This window comes from Umezawaea tangerina, from assembly GCF_003002815.1.
In the GTDB taxonomy this organism is placed as follows: domain Bacteria; phylum Actinomycetota; class Actinomycetes; order Mycobacteriales; family Pseudonocardiaceae; genus Umezawaea; species Umezawaea tangerina.
In genome coordinates this window covers 1098792-1116771 of record NZ_PVTF01000001.1, presented here as the reverse complement: position 1 = coordinate 1116771, position 17980 = coordinate 1098792, and the positions used below count along the sequence as shown (strand labels likewise).

The following is a 17980-nucleotide window of genomic DNA, read 5'->3' as shown; positions in this document are numbered from 1 at the left end:
TGATCCAGGTCACGGTTCACCGGGAGGACCTCGTGCGCCGATCACTCGTCCTGTTCCTGACCACCCTGCTCGCCGTAGGCCTGCTCACCCCTGTCGCGCAGGCCGCCGGCTTCAGCACCTCCTACCGGACCATCCCCGGCCAGGGCGGAACCCCCATCCGCGCCTTCGTCGTCGAGCCGACCGGTCGCGGCAGCGGCCCGTTCCCCCTGCTGGTGCTGCCGTCGAGCTGGGGCGTCAACAACATCGAGTACGTCGGCGCGGCCGCGAAGTTCGCCTACGAGTCCGGGTACGTGGTGGTCAGCTACACCAGCCGGGGCTTCTACGACTCCGGCGGCGAGATCGACGTCTCGGGGCCGGACACGGTCGCCGACGTCAGCCGGGTGATCGACTGGGCGATCGGCAACGCCAGGGGCGACGCGGCGAGGATCGGCGTCGCGGGCATCTCCTACGGCGCCGGGCAGGCCCTGCTGGCGGCGGCCGCCGACCCGCGGATCAAGGCCGTCGCGGCGCTGAGCACGTGGACCGACCTGGCCCGCTCGCTCTACCCGAACGAGACCGTGAACAGCCAGGCCGTCGAGGTCCTGCTGGCCGCGGGCAACCTCGTCGGACGCCCCGGCCCGGTGCTGCGGCAGGCCGAGGACGCCTACCGCGACGGTCGGTTCCAGGAGGTCGTGCCGATCTCGGAGTCCCGGTCGGCCGCCAACAAGATCGCCGCGATCAACGCCAACCGCACCGCCGTGATGATCGGCAACGCCTGGAACGACGGGATCTTCGCGCCGGGCCAGGTCACCGACCTGTTCGCGAAGCTCACCGGCCCGAAGCGGCTGATGCTCTCGCCCGGCGACCACGCGACCGCCGAGCTGTTCGGCGCGGCGGGGCTGCCCAACGAGATCTGGGACTCCGCCGGCCGCTGGTTCGACAAGCACGTGCGCGGCGTGGACAACGGGATCGACCGGGAGAACCCGGTCAACCTCAAGCCGAACAACGGGGGTGGCTGGCGGACGTTCCCCAGTTGGGCCGCGGCGTCGGCCGCGCAGGACACGCTCTACCTGGCGGGCCCGTCCTGGGGCACCGGCGCGATGGGCACGACGGCCGCCACGGGCTGGCAGAACCGGATCGCCGCGGGCTGGCCGACCGTGGCCGACAGCGGGACGATCCTGCTCAGCGGGGCCCTGCAGGGCTTCTTCGGCATCCCGACCGGGGTGTCGATGCCGCTGGTCGACCGCAACGCCGCCGCCGTGTGGTGGGGGCCGACCTACACCCGCACCACGGCCGTGAGCGGGGCGCCGAAGCTGCACGTCACGGTCACGCCGAGCGCGCCGACCACGACGCTGTACGCGTACCTGTACGACGTGGGGTCGGTCGGGCTCGGCTCGCTGGTGACGCACAAGCCGTTCACCCTGCGCGACGTCTCCCCCGGCGTGGCGAGGACGCTGGACTTCGAGCTCGAACCGGTCCTGTGGGACGTTCCCGCCGGTCACCAGCTGGTGCTCGTCGTCGACACCGTCGACCCGCGCTACCTGAGCGAGAGCGCGCTGGGCCAGAGCGCCACCTTCAGCTCCCCGGCGGCGGACCCGTCCTGGCTGCGGGTCCCTCGCGGGTGAGCCTCTCGTCGGACGGCAGGGCGACCTCGCCCCTGCCGTCCGGCGGGCTCGTCCGCGCCAGCTCCAGCGCCACGTCGACCTGGTCGGAGTGCCGCAGCCCGGCCACGTCGGCCAGGTCGAACCACTCCGCGCGGTCGGACGAGCCGCCGACCTCGAACCGCAGCTCACCGCCGACGACCTCGGCCTCGTAGATGATCCGCAGCCCGTGGAAGTCGACCTCGGCGTCGGGCCCGCGCTCGAAGGTGCGGCGGATCGTGTGGACGCCGAGCAGCCGCCGCACCTCGATGGCGTACCCGGTCTCCTCGTCGACCTCGCGGATCACCGCCTCGTACGGGTCCTCGCCGTGGTCGATGCCACCACCGGGCAGCGTCCAGCGCTTGTTGTTCCCGCCCGGCCCGACCCAACGGGACAGCAGGATCCGACCGTCCCTCACGCACAGCGCGTAGGCCGCGACCCTGAGCTGCTTGGTGATCTCCACGGACACCATCCTGACAGCAGATGGCAGCTCCGGGTGCCAGGATCAGGGCATGACCACCCAGGTGAAGGCCGCTTTCACGATCACCCGCTGGGACGAGTCCGCCGCCGAGGCGGGTGAGCCGAAGCTCGCGCGGGTCGACGTCGGCAAGACGTTCACGGGTCCGCTGGAGGGCACGAGCACCGCGCAGCTGCTCACCTGCGCGGCCGCCGACGGGTCCGCGGGGTACGTCGCGTCCGAGCAGTTCAGCGGCACCCTCGACGGGCGCGCGGGGACGTTCGTGATCCAGCACGGGGCCACGATGTCCCCCGACGGCCCCTCGTTCTTCGGCCACGTCGTGCCCGGTTCGGGCACCGGCGCCCTCGTGGGCCTCAAGGGCACCGCCCGCGTGGAGCACGAGCTGATCACCCTGGAGTACGACCTTGGCTGAGGAAGTCGACCGCGACCGGGTGCTCGCCTACCGGGTCGCCTCCCACCAGTTCGACCGCGGGTCCACCGACCTGCGCGTGTTCGACCTCGGCGTGCAGGACTCCGAGCGCTCCGCGGCCGCCGCGCTCGCCGCCCGGCTGGCCGACGACCCCGACACCGGCGGCTACCCGACCACGTGGACCGTCCGCGGCGCTCCGCACCTGCACCGGACCGCCGACCTCCCGGCGTTGGCCGCACGCCTGTGGCCGCTGGACGACGCCGACGCGATGACCCGCATGTCGCGGCCGCGCGGCGTCGAGTCGGGGCTGGCGGCGTTGACGGCCGTCGCGTCGGCGTTGCGGGAGGTCGTCACGTCGCCGATGACCAAGGGCGAGGCGAGCGGGCTGGTCACGCCGCTCGTGCCGCCGGAGGTGACGGCGTGGTGCCGCGGCTGCGACGCCACCCACGTGCAGGACCCGGTCTTCCGGCTGGCCGTGCTGCCCGCCGGGCTGGTGTTCGACCCGGCGGAGAAGACCGTCACGTTCGTCCCCACCTCCCCGTGGCCCGGCGTGCCGACGGCGACCGCCGGGTTCGAGGACCTGGTCCTCGCCTACCTGCGCCTGCACGGACCCGCGGGCCCGTCCGAGGTCGCGGGCTACTTCGGCACCACGGCCACCGCGGTGAAGCAGGTGTGGCCGTCCGACGACCTGGTGGAGGTCCGCGTCGCGGGCAAGAAGGCCTGGCTGCCCGCCGACCGGGTGTCCGCCCTGCTCGACGCGCCGGACCCCGACGTGGTCCGCCTGCTGCCCCCGCTCGACCCGTACCTCCAGGCCCGCGACCGCGACCTGCTGGTGCCCGACAAGGCCCACCAGAAGGAGGTGTGGCGGATCCTCGGACGGCGCGGCGCGATCATGGTCGACGGCGAGATCACCGGCACGTGGCAGGCGAAGGCCTCGGGCAAGCGCCTCGACGTCACCCTGCGCCCGTTCGGCGAACCACCGCCGCCCGCCGTCGAGGACGAGGCCCAGCGCCTCGCGGCCGTGCGCGGGCTGGCGTCGGCGAAGGTCGTCACGGCCTGATCGCGGCGTAGAGCAGCATGTCCCGCCGCGTGCACCCGATCTCCTGGTGACTGCGCAGCAGCCCCTCGCGCTCGTACCCGGCCGCCTCCGCCACCCGCGTCGACCCGACGTTCCACGGCTCGATGTGCAGCTCGACCCGGTGCAGCGCCGGGATCGTCCAGGCGAACGCCGTGAGCGCCCGCAACCCGCTGCTCGCCACCCCGCGCCCCCGGTGCTTCGGCGCCACCGAGTACCCCGCCGACGCCCTGCCCGCGGCCAGGCTGTGCAACCCCAGCCCGACCGCCCCCAACGCCGTCCCGGAGCCGACGTCCGCGATCGCGAACGAGAACCCCTTCCCCTCCGCGAACCGCGCCTGCTGCCGCTCGATCCACTCCAGGGCCTGGTGGGGGTTGGGGTGGGCGGGCAGGCTGCCGATCAACGGGATGTACGGGTCCTCCCCCATCTCCAACGCCAGGTGCACGTCCCCCTCACCGAACGCCCGCAGCACCACCGCCCCGTGGGCCGGGGGCGTCGACGGCCAAGGCGGCAGGTGCTCGCTCACGCACAGATCGTGCCACCGCGGACGGGGGAGTGGGGCTCGTGTCGCGCGGGCCGCGCGTAGCGGTGGGCATTCCAGCTGTGCTCTACTCGCCGGAGACCTCTCCGATCACCGAGGAGGTACCGATGACCCAGCGGCACGAACCCCTGCGGGCCGACGCGCAGCAGAACCGGAACCGGATCCTGGAGGTCGCGCGGGACGCGTTGCTCGAGTCGAGCGACGCCTCGTTGAACTCCATCGCGAAGAAGGCGGGCGTGGGGCCGGGGACGTTGTACCGGCACTTCCCGAACCGGGAGGCGCTGGTGCTGGCGGTCTACCGGCACGACGTGCAGCAGCTCCTGGACTACGCGCCCGCGCTGCTGGAGGCCCACCCGCCGCTGGAGGCGCTGCGGCTGTGGTTCGAGCGGCTCGCCCACTACGTGGAGACCAAGCACGGCCTGTCGCACGTGCTGCACGCGGCCACCAGCGAGGACCTGGTCGGGCAGAGCTACGGGCCGATCATGGGGGCGGTGGCGGTGCTGCTGCGCGCGGGCGAGGAGGACGGGACGATCCGGGCGGGCCTCGTACCGGACGACGTCGTGCTGCTGATGGGTTTCCTGTGGCGCATCGACCCCGGCCCCGACCAGGCCGCACGGGCCTCCCGGATCCTCGACCTGGCCATGGCGGGACTGCGCCCATAGGGGATGTCTCGTACGAGACTTCGATGCACGCCCTAGCCGAGCGTGCGGATCGGGGCGCCGTCGAGGAACGCCAGGATGTCCTCGACGGCTTCGCGGAAGTAGACCTGGTAGTTCCCGTCGGTCACGTACCCGATGTGCGGTGTGGCCAGGACGTTCGGCAGCCTGCGGAACGGGTGCCCGTGCGGCAGGGGCTCCTGCTCGAACACGTCGAGCCCCGCGCCCGCCAGCCGTCCCTCGCGCAGCGCGTCGACCAGCGCCTCCTGGTCGACGATCGCCGCGCGCGAGGTGTTGACGAGCAAAGCGCCGGGCCGCAACGACTTCAGGGCGCCTGCGTCGACCAGGCCCCTGGTCCGCTCCCCCAGCACCAGGTGCACCGACAGCACGTCGCTGGCCGACAACAGGTCTTCCAGGGAAGCCGCCAGCCGCACCCCCTCGGGCTCGGTCCGGTCGGCGGTGAGGTTGGCGCTCCAGGCGACGACGTCCATCCCGAACGCCCGGCCGATCCGGGCGACCCGCACCCCGATCTTGCCGAAACCGAGCAGCCCCAACGTCCTGCCCGCGAGCCCGGTGCCGACGGTGCTCTGCCACGGCCCGTCCGACCGCAGGGAAGCGCTTTCCGCGACCAGGTGCCGGGCGAGCCCGAGGATGAGGGCCCAGGTCAGCTCGACCGGTGGACCGGACGTGCTGCCCGTGCCGCACACGACGACACCGGCCGCGGCGGCGGCCTCCAGGTCGATCGAGGCGTTGCGCATCCCGCTGGTCACCAGCAGCCGCAACGAGGGCAGGCGCGCGACCAGCCCGGCGTCGAACGGGGTGCGCTCGCGCATGACGACGACGATCTCGTGGTCCCGCAACGCCTCCACGAGCCGGTCGCGGGAGTCGAAGTGCTCGCGGTGGACGGTCACGTCCACCCGGTCGGCCAGGACCGACCAGTCCGCCAGGACCAGCGCCACACCCTGGTAGTCGTCCAGCACCGCGCAGCGAATCCTCATGCCCCCATGGTGCCGGTCGGGGTCGACCGGCACCCGGCGGGACGGCTAGTTGTCCACGATCCCGACCGCGCCCAGCACGGCCTGGAGGCCGTCCTCGGCGATGTCGTGGTCGGTCTCCAGCACCGCGGTCACGGTGGGCACGTCGGCCGACAGCCCGGCCGCCTTCGCCCACTCGACCACGGCCACGGCGAGGGCCGCGGCGCGTTCCGGGAGGGTCTCGGCGAGCTCCTCGGGGTCGGGTGCGGGCAGGCCCTCGGCCGCCGCCGCCTCCGCGTAGGCGACCTCGCCGAACACCCACTCCCACTGCTCCTGGCCGCCGTCCCAGCCGGTCACGACGCACATGTCGCTGTCGGCGACGGTGGCGGAGATGGCGGCGCCGGTGCCGACGAGCTGCACCAGCGGCTCCTCGTCCAGCACCGGGAACTCCCACCACTGCCAGCCCTCGACGGCGTCCAGCCGGTAGCCGTCGTCGAGCTCCTCGTCATCCCCGCGTCGCACGACGTAGGACGCCCACTTGCCCATCTGTTGCTTCTCCTCAGCTCGCGCAGGCGTCCAACGCCGTCGCCACGTCTCCGGTGATGGTCAACGAGTCCAGCGCGTGCCGCGAGACGAAACCGCGACCGCCCAGTTCGCGGACCCAGTCGAACAGACCCCGGTAGTGGTTGTCGACATCCAGCACCACGACCGGTTTGGTGTGCATGGACAACACCCGTGAAGTCCACATCTCGAAAAGCTCCTCGCACGTGCCGATGCCGCCCGGCAGGGCGAGGAACGCGTCCCCGTGCTCCTCCATGAGCGCCTTGCGCTCGCGCATGGTGTCGACCACCAGCAGCTCGTCCGCGTGGTCGTCGGCGAGCTCGGTGCCCACCAGCCCCCGCGGGATGACGCCGACGGTGCGGGCACCTCCCTCGCGGGCGGTGCGGGCCACCTCGCCCATCATCGACACGCTGCTGCCGCCCCAGGTCAGCGACCAGCCGCGGGCGGCGATGGCCGTGCCGACCTCGGCCGCCAGCTCCAGGTAGCCCGCCGGGACGGTGCGCTGCGATCCGCAGTAGACGGTGACCCTGGTCGTCACGAGTGCGCCTCGTCCCACGCCTTGTGGGCCTCCTGCACGACCCGCACCGCGTCGTCGATGTCGTCGGTGAGGTGCAGCAGCGCCAGGTCCTTCTCGCCGACCTTGCCGCCCGCCAGCACCGAGTTCTGGATCCAGTCGTACAGGCCCTGCCAGTAGGACCGTCCGAAGAGGACGACCGGGAACTTGGTGACCTTCTTGGTCTGCACCAGGGTCAGCGCCTCGAACAGCTCGTCGAGCGTGCCGAAACCGCCGGGCAGGCAGATGAACGCCTGCGAGTACTTGATGAACATCGTCTTGCGGACGAAGAAGTACCGGAAGTTCACGCCGAGGTCGACGAACGGGTTGAGGCCCTGTTCGAACGGCAGCTCGATGCCGAGCCCGACGGAGAACCCGCCCGCCTCGGAGCACCCGCGGTTGACCGCCTCCATCACGCCGGGGCCACCACCGGTGATGGCCGCGAACCCGGCCCTGGCCAGCGCGCCGCCGAGGTCGCGGCCGATCTGGTACTCGGCGTGGTCGCGCGGGGTGCGCGCCGACCCGAACACCGTCACGGCGCTGGGCACCGCGGCGAGCGCGCCGAAACCCTCGACGAACTCGGCCTGGATGCGCAGGACCCGCCACGGGTCGGTGTGCACCCAGTCCGACGGCCCGCGCGAGTCCAGGAGCCGCTGGTCGGTGGTGGTCAGCTCGACGCGCTGGGAACGGCGCAGCGTCACGGGGCCGCGCTGCCGTTCCGGCGGGTTCTCGTCGACGGAGTTGTTGTCAGTCATCGGCGGGATTCTAGGTCAGGAAACCGGATTCCCTCATCGGGTGACGGTCTCACGCGAGGAATCTGCGCAGGACGTCGACGCAGCCGGTGATCTGGCTGACGGGGACGTTCTCCTGCTGGGTGTGCGCCAGGGTCGGGTCGCCCGGTCCGAAGTTGACCGCGGGGATGCCGAGCGCGGCGAACCGGGCGACGTCGGTCCACCCGAGCTTGCCCACCGGGGTGCCGCCCGTGGCGGCGACGAGCTCCTTCGCGACGGGCGCGGACAGACCGGGCAGTGCGCCGGCGGCGAAGTCGGTGACCACGAGGTCGAAGCCCGCGAACACCTCGCGCAGGTGCGCCTCCGCCTCGGCGGGCGAGCGGTCCGGCGCGAACCGGTGGTTGACGGTGAGGACGCACTCGTCGGGCACCACGTTGCCCGCCACCCCGCCGGTGATCTTCACGGCCTGCAGGCCCTCGCGGTAGGTGCAGCCGTCGATCTCGACGACCCGCGTCTCGTGCGCCTGCAGCCTGCGCAGCACCTCGCCCATGGCGTGCACGGCGTTCTCGCCCATCCAGCCGCGCGCGGTGTGCGCCCGCCTCCCGGTCGTGCGCACCTCGACCCGGATCGTGCCCTGGCAGCCCGCCTCCACGACGCCGTCGGACGGCTCGCACACGATCGCGAGCCCGCCGCGCAGCCACTCCGGCAGGTCGCGCTCGACGCGCCCCAGCCCGTTGCGGCTCGCCTCGATCTCCTCGCAGTCGTAGAACACGAAGGTCAGGTCGTGCCGGGGCTCCCGGAGGGTCGCGGCGAGGTGCAGCATCACCGCGTCGCCGCCCTTCATGTCGACGGTCCCGCACCCGTGCAGGACGTCGCCCTCGCGGCGGCTCGGCATGTTGTCGTTGATCGGCACGGTGTCCAGGTGGCCCGCGAACACCACCCGCTCCGCGCGCCCCAGGTTCGTGCGGGCCAGCACCGAGTTGCCCGACCGGACGACCTCCAGGTGCGGCGCCTGCTCTCGCAGGGAGCGTTCGACCAGGTCGGCCAGCTCGGCCTCGTCGCCGGAGACGCTGGGTACGTCCACCAGCGCCGCGGTCAGGTCGACGGGATCAGCGGAGAGGTGCAGGGTGTCGGCCACGGCGCACAGGTTACCGTTGCGAGCCGTGAGCACCGCAAACGTGACCGGCGCGTACGGCGTCGGACTGGCAACCGTCACGCCCGAGGGCACCGTCCTGGACACCTGGTTCCCGGCGCCCCAGCTGGGGGAGCCGCCGTCGGTCGGCACGCAGCTCCTGTCGTCCGTCGACGTCGCGGGCGCCCTCGGCGAGGAGGCCGCGCACCTGCTGGGCGAGGACAAGGAGCGCGGGGTCGAGGTCATCGGCGTCCAGGTCTCCATCGCCTCGCTCGCCGACGCCCCCGCCGACACCTACGACGTCTACCTGCGCCTGCACCTGCTGTCGACCAGGCTCGTGCGGCCGCACGGCCTCAGCCTCGACGGCCAGTTCGGCCTGCTGAACAACGTCGTGTGGACCAACTTCGGCCCGTGCGCGGTGGAGGGCTTCGAGCAGACCCGGCTGCGCCTGCGCACCCGCGGCGCCGTGACCGTGTACGGCGTCGACAAGTTCCCCCGGCTCGTCGACTACGTCGTCCCGAGCGGTGTCCGCATCGCCGACGCCGACCGCGTCCGCCTCGGCGCGCACCTCGCGTCCGGCACCACCGTGATGCACGAGGGCTTCGTCAACTTCAACGCGGGCACGCTCGGCGCGTCGATGGTCGAGGGCCGGATCTCCGCGGGTGTCGTCGTCGGCGACGGCTCCGACGTGGGCGGCGGCGCGTCCATCATGGGCACGCTCTCCGGTGGCGGCAAGGAGGTCGTCTCCATCGGGGAGCGCTGCCTGATCGGCGCCAACGGCGGCATCGGCATCTCGCTGGGCGACGACTGCGTCGTCGAGGCGGGCCTGTACGTCACCGCGGGCACCAAGGTCACCACCGACGACGGCGAGGTCGTGAAGGCCGGTCAGCTGTCCGGTGTGTCCGGTCTGCTGTTCATCCGCGACTCGGTCACCGGCGCCGTGAAGGTCCGGCCCCGCAAGGGCACCGGCGTCGAGCTGAACGCGGCGCTGCACGCGAACGACTGACCCCGCTCACGGCGAAGGGGCCGTCCCGGTGCCGGGACGGCCCCTTCGCCGTGGTCAGGGGGTGCTAGCCCAGGCGTTCCACCGCGGCGGCGATCCGCTCGTCCGACGCCGTCAAAGCGATCCGCACGTGCCGGTCCCCACCGGGCCCGTAGAACGTGCCCGGCGCGGCGAGGATGCCGCGTTCGGCGAGTCGGCCGACGGTCTCCCAGGCGTCCTCACCGCGGGTGGCCCACAGGTACAGGCCAGCCTCGGAGTGGTCGACGGTGAAGCCCGCGGCGAGCAGCGCGGGCAGCAGCAGCGCCCGGCGGGTGGCGTACCGGTGGCGCTGCGCGGTGACGTGGGCGTCGTCCGACAGCGCGGCGGTCATGGCGGCCTGCACCGGGCGGGGGACGATCATGCCCGCGTGCTTGCGCAGTTCGAGCAGACCGGAGACCAGGCCGGGGTCGCCCGCGACGAACCCGGCGCGGTACCCGGCGAGGCTGGAGGACTTGGAGAGCGAGTGCACGGCCAGCAGTCCGTCCAGCGAGCCGCCGTGCACCGCGGGGTCCAGCACGGACACCGGTGCGGCGTCCCAGGACAGCGCGAGGTAGCACTCGTCGGAGGCGACCACCGCGCCCACGTCCCGCGCGGCCCCCACGGCCGCGGCCATCGCCGCGGCGGACAGCACGCGCCCGGTCGGGTTCGACGGCGAGTTCAGCCACACCAGGGCGGTGCCCGGCGGCGGGGGCTCGTCGTCGCGCAGGCGCACGACGGTCGCCCCGGCCAGCAGGGCGCCGACCTCGTACGTCGGGTAGGACAGCGCGGGGATCGCCACCACGTCACCGGCACCGAGGCCGAGCAGCGTGGGCAGCCACCCGACCAGCTCCTTGGACCCCATCGTCGGCAGGACCGCTGTCGGGTCCAGGCCGTCGATGCCGTAGCGGCGCGCCATGGAGGCGACGGCCGCTTCGCGGAGCTCCGGTGTCCCGTGGGTCGTCGGGTAGCCGGGTTGGTCGGCCACCGAGGTGAGCGCGGTCTGGATCAACGACGACACGGGGTCCACCGGGGTGCCGATGGAGAGGTCGACCACACCGCCGGGGTGCGTTCGCGCCTTGGCGGCGTGGTCGGCCAGCGAGTCCCAGGGGAAGTCCGGCAGCGCCGGTCCCCTGCGCCTGCCCGTCACTCGGAGGCTTGCGGGGGCAGTGCCTTGATCCAGTCGGGGTCGGCACTGGTCTTGCCGACCTTGGAGGCACCACCGGGCGAGCCGAGGTCGTCGAAGAAGTCCACGTTGGCCTTGGTGTAGTCCTTCCACTCATCGGGGACGTCGTCCTCGTAGTAGATGGCCTCCACCGGGCACACCGGCTCGCAAGCGCCGCAGTCGACGCACTCATCCGGGTGGATGTAGAGCATCCGGTCGCCTTCGTAGATGCAGTCGACCGGGCACTCTTCGATGCACGCCTTGTCGAACACGTCCACGCACGGCTGGGCGATCACATAGGTCACTGCGGTTCTCCTGCTCTTCCTGGTACACCGCGCAAGCCGCAGAGTACGCGGCGAACCCGGACATCCACTGGTGAGGCTTGCCTTATCGACACACGCGGAAATCCATTTTCCCGCACCGGGCACGATGATGTCGTGGATCCGGTCTACGAGGTGGAACAGAGGTGTGCGGACGCGTGGCCCGCACAGGTCGACGAACGGCTCGGCGCCTGGCGCCTCCGCGCCGCAGGCGGCTTCACCGGCCGCGCCAACAGCGCCCTGACCTGCGGCGACCCCGGCATACCCGTGCCGGACGCCCTGGACCGCGTCAAGTCCTTCGCCCACCGCCACGGCATCCCACCGACCGCCCACGTGGTACGTGACGCAGAGCACGAAACCGCCATCGCCGCCGCTGGCTGGACCGTCAACCAGGACCACCCCGGCGGCGCCGAGTCCGGCGTCCTCACGGGTTCCCTGAACGGCTTCAACTCGCCACCCGTGGACGGCGTCGCCATCTCCGACGTGCCCACTCCCGGATGGTGGGAGCTCACCGCCCAGCCGAACCCCACCCCCGCCCAACGCCACGTCCTGGCTTCGGGCACTGGTTCGGGATTCGGCACCATCACCCACTCCGGCAAGGTCGTCGCCGCCGTCCGCGGCGCCATCTCAGGTGATCTCCTGCACATCGCCCGCCTCGCCGTCCACCCAACCCACCGCCGCCACGGCCTGGCCCGCGCCCTACTCGCCAACCTCGCCACCTGGGCCACCAAGAACGGCGCCACCCGCTGCGCCCTCCAGGTAGCCGAACACAACACAGCAGCCTGGCACCTCTACACATCCCTGGGCTGCACCGAACACCACCGCTACCGCTACTGGATCCCCAAGTAGGACACAGGCCCATCGGCGACACGGCCCCCACGATGGGCGCAGCCCGCCAGCGCGCATCCGGCGCGAAGCGCCTGGGGCCTTGTCCGCAGCGAAGCAAGGATGCTTTGTCCGACGGCGAAGCCGAGGATGCAGTGTCGGACGGAGTCCGATGCTGGCGAAGCCAGACTTCCCCTCTGCCCCCGATCCACAGCGCCCTCCTGCCCGATCTTGATTGTCAAGACAGTTCTATCGTCTTGACAATCAAGATCGGGCATTGAGACAATCGCGCGCCGGGGGCTGGGCTTCGCGCGGGGTGAGAGGGCACAACCGGACTCCGCCCAACCCCCTACCGCGTCCCCTTCGGCACGTAGTTCCTCCCCATGGACGCCCCCACAGCAATCGCCCCTGGCAACGCCCCACCCGCCAACAACGCCAAACTCCTCCAGTCGTTCGGCAACATCACGTCCCCCCCAGGACCGAACAACCCCAACACCACCAACGCCGTCAACCACACCAGCAACGGCGAGCTCGACACCAGCAGCCCCCGTTGCAGGTCCGACGCCCACAGCACCAACAGCGGTGTGGTCAGCACCGCGACCACCACGGCGATCGGGAACGGCCAGTCGGCGCCCACCTGCGGCAGGAGTGTGCCGTCGAACCGGAGCGGGAGGTAGAACAGCTCCAGCACGGCCAGCACCAGCGCCTCGACCAGGAGCATGGGCAGCACCCACGGGCCTGGTTTGCCGTCACCGCTCACCACTCACCCCAGTCCCCCGAACAGGTCGGTCTCCGCTCCCGCGCCCGTCCCCTTGGCGAGCACGTAGAACTCTTCGCGCACGACGGGCTGGGCGATGCCGTTGGACAGCGCGTAGCTGGCCCCGCCCGCGCCGTCCTGCCACACGCTCACCTGGGTCGAGTGCGCCCGCAGTGCGCGCAGCTTCGCCGACAGGTGGTCGGAGATGTCGACGGTCGTGGTGATGTCGGCGTCGTCGGTGACCGGCAGCTCGCCGGGCCGCGGGAGCCGGAAGGGCAGGTCGGCCATCCCGGCGAGCGCGGCGGCGCCCTGTTCGGTGGCGTCGCGGGAGGTGACCGCGTAGTAGACGCGGTCGATGTCGGAGACCTCGGCGGTGGCCGCCGTGGTGATCTCGTGGGCCCGGATGTGGTCGGGGTGGCCGTAGCCGCCGAACGCGTCGTAGGTGACGACGACCTGGGGCCGCACCTCGCGGAGCACGTCGGCCAGCATCGCGGCCTGTTCGTCGACGGAGCCGCGGACGAACGCCCTGGGGTGCTCGTTGGCCTGGACGCCGACCATGCCGGAGTCGCGCCAGCGGCCGATGCCGCCGAGGAAGCGGTGGGCCGTCACGCCCAGCGCGGCGCACGCGGACCGCAGCTCGCCGACCCGGTACCCGCCGAGCTGGTCGGCGGCGTCGGCGGCGAGCTCGCGGAGTCCGGCCGGGATGATCTCGCCCTCCTCGCCGAGGGTGCAGGTGACCACCGTGACGTGGACGCCGTGCGCGGAGTAGCGGGCGATCGTGCCGCCGGTCCACAGGCTTTCGTCGTCCGGGTGCGCGTGCACCAGCAGCAACCGGGGTGGAGAGGTGAGCGTCACCGGATCAGAGTAGAGGCAGATCCGCAGCGTCACATGACGGCCTCGCCCGAGATGCCGTCAAGGCCACCATAGCGCTGTCGCGGTGGCCTTGACGGCGGACGGGTTGGAGATCACCCGAGCAGCGAGCGCTCCTCGGCGAAGTGGCACGCGGACAGCGTGCCGTCGCCCGCGCCGCGGCGTTCCAGCTTCGGCTCCTCGGTGGCGCAGATGTCCTGCGCCTTCCAGCAGCGGGTGCGGAACCGGCAGCCCGAGGGCGGGTTGACCGGGCTGGGCACGTCGCCGGTGAGCACGATCCGCTGGCGGCTGCGCTCCAGCTTGGGGTCTGGCACCGGCACCGCGGACAGCAGCGCCTGGGTGTAGGGGTGCATCGGCCGGGCGTAGATGTCCTCGCGGTCGCCGAGCTCGATGATCTTGCCGAGGTACATCACCGCCACCCGGTCGGAGATGTGCCGGACCACCGACAGGTCGTGCGCCACGAACAGGTAGGCCAGGCCCAGCCGTTCCTGGAGCTCCTCCAGCAGGTTGACGACACCGGCCTGCACCGACACGTCGAGCGCGGAGACCGGCTCGTCCAGCACGACCAGCTTCGGGTTGAGCGCGAGCGCCCGCGCGATGCCGATGCGCTGCCGCTGGCCGCCCGAGAACTCGTGGGCGTAGCGGTTGCGGTGCTCCGGGTTGAGGCCGACCAGCTCCATCAGCTCGTTGACCCGGTGCTGCACGTCCTGGCCCTCGGCGCCGTGGATCTTGAACGGCTCCGAGATGATGTTGTTGATCTGCCAGCGCGGGTTCAGCGACGCGTAGGGGTCCTGGAACACGATCTGCATGTCCCGGCGGACGCCCTGCAGCTCCTTGCCCTTGAGCTTGGTCAGCTCCTTGCCCTCGAACTTCACCGAGCCGGAGGTCGGCTTGTGCAGCTGGAGGATCGCGCGGCCGGACGTGGACTTGCCGCAGCCGGACTCGCCGACCAGACCCAGCGTCTCGCCGGGGTAGAGGTCGAAGGAGATGCCGGACACCGCCTGCACCTGGCCCACGGTGCGCGGGATGATCCCGCCGCCGCGGACCGGGAAGGACTTGACCAGGTCGTTGACCTCGAGCAGTGGGGTCTTGCCCGCGTTCTTGTCCGCGGAGGAGGGCTTCACCGCGGTCAGGACGCTGGGCCCGTCGTTCGGGGTCGTCATGAGGTCGGGTTCTCCTCTTCTTCCTGCATCCGGGCTTCCACGACCTCGACGTCCTCGACGATCGGCATGTCCGGGTCGGCGACGAGCAGCGAGGCCGGGTTCTCCACCACGCCGATCTCGTCGGTCGCGAACAGCTTCTGCGGTTCCGCGATCGTGGCCAGGTGCGCGGACCGGTGGCAGCGGGAGAAGTGGCCGTGGCGGTCGGTCTCCAGCAGCTCCGGCTCGACCTCGCGGCACTCGTCGATCGCCAGCGGGCAGCGCGGCGAGAAGGCGCACCCCTCGGGCAGGTTCATCAACGAGGGCGGCGCGCCCTTGATGGGCGTGAGCCGCTTGCCGAGCAGGCTCGGGTTCGGGATGGAGCCCAGCAGGCCGACGGTGTAGGGCATCCGCTGGGTCTCGAAGACCTCGTCCACGGTGCCCTGCTCGACGACCGTGCCGCCGTACATCACCTGGACGCGGTCCACCATGCCCGCCACGACGCCGAGGTCGTGGGTGATCACGATGATGCCCGCGTTCGTCTCGTCGCGGATGCGCAGCAGCGTGTCCAGGATCTGCGCCTGCACGGTGACGTCCAGCGCGGTCGTCGGCTCGTCGGCCACGATCACGTCGGGGTCGTTGATGATCGCCATCGCGATCATCACGCGCTGCCGCATGCCGCCGGAGAACTCGTGCGGGTACTGCGCCGCGCGCCGGTCGGGCTGCGGGATGCCCACGAGCTCCAGGGACTCGACGGCCTTGGCCCACGCGGCCTTCTTCGACACGTCGTGGTGGGCCTTGTAGGCCTCGGCGAGCTGCCACCCGACGGTGTAGACCGGGTTCAGCGACGTCATCGGGTCCTGGAAGATCATCGAGATGTTGTTGCCGCGCACCGGCATCATCTGCTTGTAGTTCAGGCCCACGAGCTCGCGGTCCTTGAACTTGATCGACCCGGTGACGTTGGCCGTCTTCGGCAGCAGGCCCATGATCGCCATGGACGACACCGACTTGCCGGAGCCGGACTCGCCGACGACGCCCAGCACCTCGCCCGGGGCGAGGGTGAACGTCACGTTGCGCACGGCGTGCACGACGCCGTCGTCGGTCGGGAAGTCGACCGACAGGTCCTTGACCGTGAGCAGCTTCTCGCCCGACGAGGAGTTGCTCGCGGACTCGGGAGCATCCATAACGTCCAGCTCACTCATGCCTTCACCCTCTTCTGCCTTGGGTCGAAAGCATCCCGGAGCCCGTCACCGATGAAGTTCACCGACAACGAGATCAGCACGATGAACACGAAGGGGATCAGGAACAGCCATGGGTGCAGGTTCAACTCGTTCTTGTTCAGCGAGATCATCAGCCCGAGCGAGGTGTCCGGGCTGTGCACGCCGAGTCCGATGAAGGACAGGGCCGCCTCCAGCAGCACCGCCTGCGCGACCGCCAGGGTCGCGTTCACGATGATGACGTCCACCGTGTTCGGCAGGATGTGCCGGAAGATGATCCGCGAGGTCGACGCGCCCAGCGCGCGGGCGGCCTCCACGAACTCCTTCTCGCGCAGCGACAGCACCATGCCGCGGATGACGCGGGCGATGGAGAGCCAGCCGATCAGGCCGAGGTAGAGGGCCACGACGAGCCAGTTGCTGCCGCCGTTGCTGCCCGTGGCCGAGGCCACGAAGCTGTTGCGCACCAGCACGGCCGCGATGATGAACGACGGGATCACCAGCAGCAGGTCGATGAACCGGCTGATCGCCGTGTCCACCCAGCCGCCCTTGTACCCGGCGAGCGCGCCCAGCATGACGCCGATGAACGTGGACAGGAAGGCCACGACCAGGGCGATCTGCAACGAGAACTGGGTGCCGCGGATCGTCTGGGACACCATGTCGGCGCCCAGCCGGTCCGTGCCGAACGGGTGGTCGGCGGTCGGGTTCTGGTACCTCGGGAAGCCGAGGTCGGTGAACGAGTACTGCCAGAAGGCGCTGCCCAGGAAGGCGAACAGCACCAGCAGGATGAAGATCACGACGCCGACGACCGCGGCGCGGTGCCGCAGGAAGCGTCGTGCGATGACCTGCCACTGCTTGCGCGCCGACGACGAGTCGAACTGGCTCTTGTCGGCCGTGGTGGGAGCCGCGGGTGGCACCGCGGGCGTAGTCAGGTCAGTCAAGGCGGATCCTCGGGTCCATGAACGCGTAAAGGACGTCCGCGACAAGGTTGAACACGATGATGAACACGGCGGTCACCATCATGAAGCCCAGCACCTGGAAGGGCTCGAGCTTGGTGATGGCGTCGACCAGGAACTTGCCCATCCCCGACCAGCCGAACACCGTCTCGGTGATCACGGCGCCGCCGACGGTGGCGCCGAAGTTCAGCGACGACACGGTGACGATGGGGATCAGGGCGTTGCGGAAGGCGTGGCGGAAGATCGAGCGGGCCTCGGAGATGCCCTTGGCCTGCGCGGTGCGCACGTAGTCGGCGTTCAGGGTGTCCAGCATGGACGCCCGCTGGAACCGGCTGTACAGGGCGAACTGGATGACCACGAGCGAGATCGTCGGCAGGATGTAGGCGCCGGTGTACTGGAAGAACTGCTCGCCGAAGCCGCCCTTGAAGCCGTCACCCGGTGGTCCGGCCGTGATGATCCACCTGTCCGCGCCGATGGACTCCAGCCAGTTGTTGAGCGAGATGCCGCCGGTCTTGAGGATGAGGGCGACGCAGAACAGCGGCATCGAGAACATCGCGAACGATATTCCGGTGGCCGTGTAGTCGAAGAGCGAATACTGTCTCACCGCGCCGATCACGCCGACGACCATGCCCAGCAGCAGGGCGATGATCTCGGCGACGATCACGAGCCTGAAGGTGACGACGAACGCCTTGCCGATGTCCTCCTTGACGGAGCGGCCCGCGTTGCCGGGGACGACGGACTCGCCCCAGTCGCCGGTGACGAAGTCGCCCGCCCAGTTCGTGTAGCGCTCGAGGAACGGGTCGTTGTACCCCGTCCGCTCGTAGGCGGCGGCGATCTCGGCCGGGGTGCGCGGCTTCTGCAGCTTCCACTCGCCCAGGGGGTCGCCCATGGCGGTGGTGAGTCCGAAGCAGAGGAACGACGCGAGGATCAACAGCGGGATGGAAATCATCAACCGCCGGATTATGTATCGCAGCATGAGAGGTCTCC

At 71.0% G+C, this 17980-nt stretch carries 21 protein-coding genes; 6 read left to right on the top strand and 15 right to left on the bottom strand.

All coding sequences use genetic code 11. The features are described 5' to 3' along the window. Window positions 1-32: 32 nt before the first annotated feature. Window positions 33-1604 carry a CocE/NonD family hydrolase gene (locus CLV43_RS05330; protein WP_245886136.1) on the top strand — a complete coding sequence of 524 codons (1572 nt, stop codon included), beginning with the start codon at window positions 33-35 and terminating at the stop codon, window positions 1602-1604. On the opposite strand, the gene CLV43_RS05325 is transcribed toward CLV43_RS05330, so the two are convergent. Further along, window positions 1555-2082: an NUDIX hydrolase gene (locus tag CLV43_RS05325; RefSeq protein WP_245886135.1), complete on the bottom strand. Its 528-nt coding sequence runs from the start codon at window positions 2080-2082 to the stop codon at window positions 1555-1557. The genes CLV43_RS05330 and CLV43_RS05325 overlap by 50 nt on opposite strands. Window positions 2083-2131: 49 nt before the next feature. Here CLV43_RS05325 and CLV43_RS05320 point away from each other — a divergent pair, with 49 nt between their 5' ends. Both CLV43_RS05320 and CLV43_RS05315 read left to right on the top strand, forming a co-directional pair. Further along, on the top strand, window positions 2132-2509 hold the full coding sequence (locus tag CLV43_RS05320) for a DUF3224 domain-containing protein (RefSeq protein ID WP_106185744.1): 378 nt from the start codon (window positions 2132-2134) through the stop codon (window positions 2507-2509). Next, complete coding sequence (locus tag CLV43_RS05315; RefSeq protein WP_106185743.1) at window positions 2502-3566, top strand: winged helix DNA-binding domain-containing protein; 1065 nt, start codon at window positions 2502-2504, stop codon at window positions 3564-3566. The genes CLV43_RS05320 and CLV43_RS05315 overlap by 8 nt, the downstream gene beginning before the upstream one ends. On the opposite strand, the gene CLV43_RS05310 is transcribed toward CLV43_RS05315, so the two are convergent. Then, the gene (locus CLV43_RS05310; RefSeq protein WP_106185742.1) at window positions 3556-4107 is read right to left on the bottom strand and encodes a GNAT family N-acetyltransferase; all 552 of its coding nucleotides are present in this window, start codon (window positions 4105-4107) and stop codon (window positions 3556-3558) included. The genes CLV43_RS05315 and CLV43_RS05310 overlap by 11 nt on opposite strands. A gap of 122 nt (window positions 4108-4229) precedes the next feature. Here CLV43_RS05310 and CLV43_RS05305 point away from each other — a divergent pair, with 122 nt between their 5' ends. Continuing rightward, window positions 4230-4784, top strand: a complete 555-nt coding sequence (locus tag CLV43_RS05305; protein ID WP_106186051.1) for a TetR/AcrR family transcriptional regulator — start codon at window positions 4230-4232, stop codon at window positions 4782-4784. 32 nt (window positions 4785-4816) lie between these two features. Here the strand turns inward: CLV43_RS05305 and CLV43_RS05300 are convergent, their stop codons facing one another. The 5 genes from CLV43_RS05300 to dapE are packed head-to-tail and all read right to left on the bottom strand — an operon-like array spanning window position 4817 to window position 8735. After that, the gene (locus CLV43_RS05300; protein ID WP_211304250.1) at window positions 4817-5770 is read right to left on the bottom strand and encodes a D-2-hydroxyacid dehydrogenase family protein; all 954 of its coding nucleotides are present in this window, start codon (window positions 5768-5770) and stop codon (window positions 4817-4819) included. A gap of 51 nt (window positions 5771-5821) precedes the next feature. Continuing rightward, on the bottom strand, window positions 5822-6298 hold the full coding sequence (locus tag CLV43_RS05295) for a hypothetical protein (RefSeq protein WP_106185740.1): 477 nt from the start codon (window positions 6296-6298) through the stop codon (window positions 5822-5824). Between the two features lie 13 nt (window positions 6299-6311). Next, window positions 6312-6851, bottom strand: a complete 540-nt coding sequence (locus tag CLV43_RS05290; protein ID WP_245886134.1) for an LOG family protein — start codon at window positions 6849-6851, stop codon at window positions 6312-6314. Then, entirely contained in the window at window positions 6848-7621 is a 774-nt protein-coding gene (locus CLV43_RS05285) for an LOG family protein (protein WP_106185738.1), read from the bottom strand. Before CLV43_RS05285 ends, CLV43_RS05290 begins: the two co-directional genes overlap by 4 nt. A 49-nt stretch (window positions 7622-7670) precedes the next feature. Beyond that, on the bottom strand, window positions 7671-8735 hold the full coding sequence (gene dapE, locus CLV43_RS05280) for a succinyl-diaminopimelate desuccinylase (protein WP_106185737.1): 1065 nt from the start codon (window positions 8733-8735) through the stop codon (window positions 7671-7673). Between the two features lie 25 nt (window positions 8736-8760). Here dapE and dapD point away from each other — a divergent pair, with 25 nt between their 5' ends. Beyond that, entirely contained in the window at window positions 8761-9735 is a 975-nt protein-coding gene (gene dapD, locus CLV43_RS05275) for a 2,3,4,5-tetrahydropyridine-2,6-dicarboxylate N-succinyltransferase (protein ID WP_170155685.1), read from the top strand. Window positions 9736-9799: 64 nt separating this feature from the next. Here the strand turns inward: dapD and dapC are convergent, their stop codons facing one another. Then, window positions 9800-10897, bottom strand: a complete 1098-nt coding sequence (dapC, locus tag CLV43_RS05270) for a succinyldiaminopimelate transaminase (protein WP_106185735.1) — start codon at window positions 10895-10897, stop codon at window positions 9800-9802. Next, window positions 10894-11217: a ferredoxin gene (gene fdxA / locus CLV43_RS05265; protein WP_106185734.1), complete on the bottom strand. Its 324-nt coding sequence runs from the start codon at window positions 11215-11217 to the stop codon at window positions 10894-10896. Before fdxA ends, dapC begins: the two co-directional genes overlap by 4 nt. Window positions 11218-11349: 132 nt before the next feature. Here fdxA and CLV43_RS05260 point away from each other — a divergent pair, with 132 nt between their 5' ends. Next, window positions 11350-12081, top strand: coding sequence for a GNAT family N-acetyltransferase (locus CLV43_RS05260; protein ID WP_106185733.1), 732 nt, complete (start codon window positions 11350-11352; stop codon window positions 12079-12081). Between the two features lie 325 nt (window positions 12082-12406). Here the strand turns inward: CLV43_RS05260 and CLV43_RS05255 are convergent, their stop codons facing one another. From CLV43_RS05255 to CLV43_RS05230, 6 genes are all read right to left on the bottom strand, one after another. Continuing rightward, window positions 12407-12817, bottom strand: coding sequence for a hypothetical protein (locus tag CLV43_RS05255; RefSeq protein ID WP_342749750.1), 411 nt, complete (start codon window positions 12815-12817; stop codon window positions 12407-12409). A gap of 3 nt (window positions 12818-12820) precedes the next feature. Next, entirely contained in the window at window positions 12821-13669 is an 849-nt protein-coding gene (mshB, locus tag CLV43_RS05250) for an N-acetyl-1-D-myo-inositol-2-amino-2-deoxy-alpha-D-glucopyranoside deacetylase (RefSeq protein WP_106185732.1), read from the bottom strand. 110 nt (window positions 13670-13779) lie between these two features. Further along, entirely contained in the window at window positions 13780-14847 is a 1068-nt protein-coding gene (locus tag CLV43_RS05245) for an ABC transporter ATP-binding protein (RefSeq protein WP_245886133.1), read from the bottom strand. Further along, window positions 14844-16025, bottom strand: coding sequence for an ABC transporter ATP-binding protein (locus tag CLV43_RS05240; protein WP_106185731.1), 1182 nt, complete (start codon window positions 16023-16025; stop codon window positions 14844-14846). The genes CLV43_RS05245 and CLV43_RS05240 overlap by 4 nt, the downstream gene beginning before the upstream one ends. Then, the gene (locus CLV43_RS05235) at window positions 16022-16978 is read right to left on the bottom strand and encodes an ABC transporter permease (protein WP_106185730.1); all 957 of its coding nucleotides are present in this window, start codon (window positions 16976-16978) and stop codon (window positions 16022-16024) included. The genes CLV43_RS05240 and CLV43_RS05235 overlap by 4 nt, the downstream gene beginning before the upstream one ends. Beyond that, window positions 16971-17942, bottom strand: coding sequence for an ABC transporter permease (locus tag CLV43_RS05230; protein ID WP_342749749.1), 972 nt, complete (start codon window positions 17940-17942; stop codon window positions 16971-16973). The genes CLV43_RS05235 and CLV43_RS05230 overlap by 8 nt, the downstream gene beginning before the upstream one ends. Window positions 17943-17980: the final 38 nt, after the last annotated feature.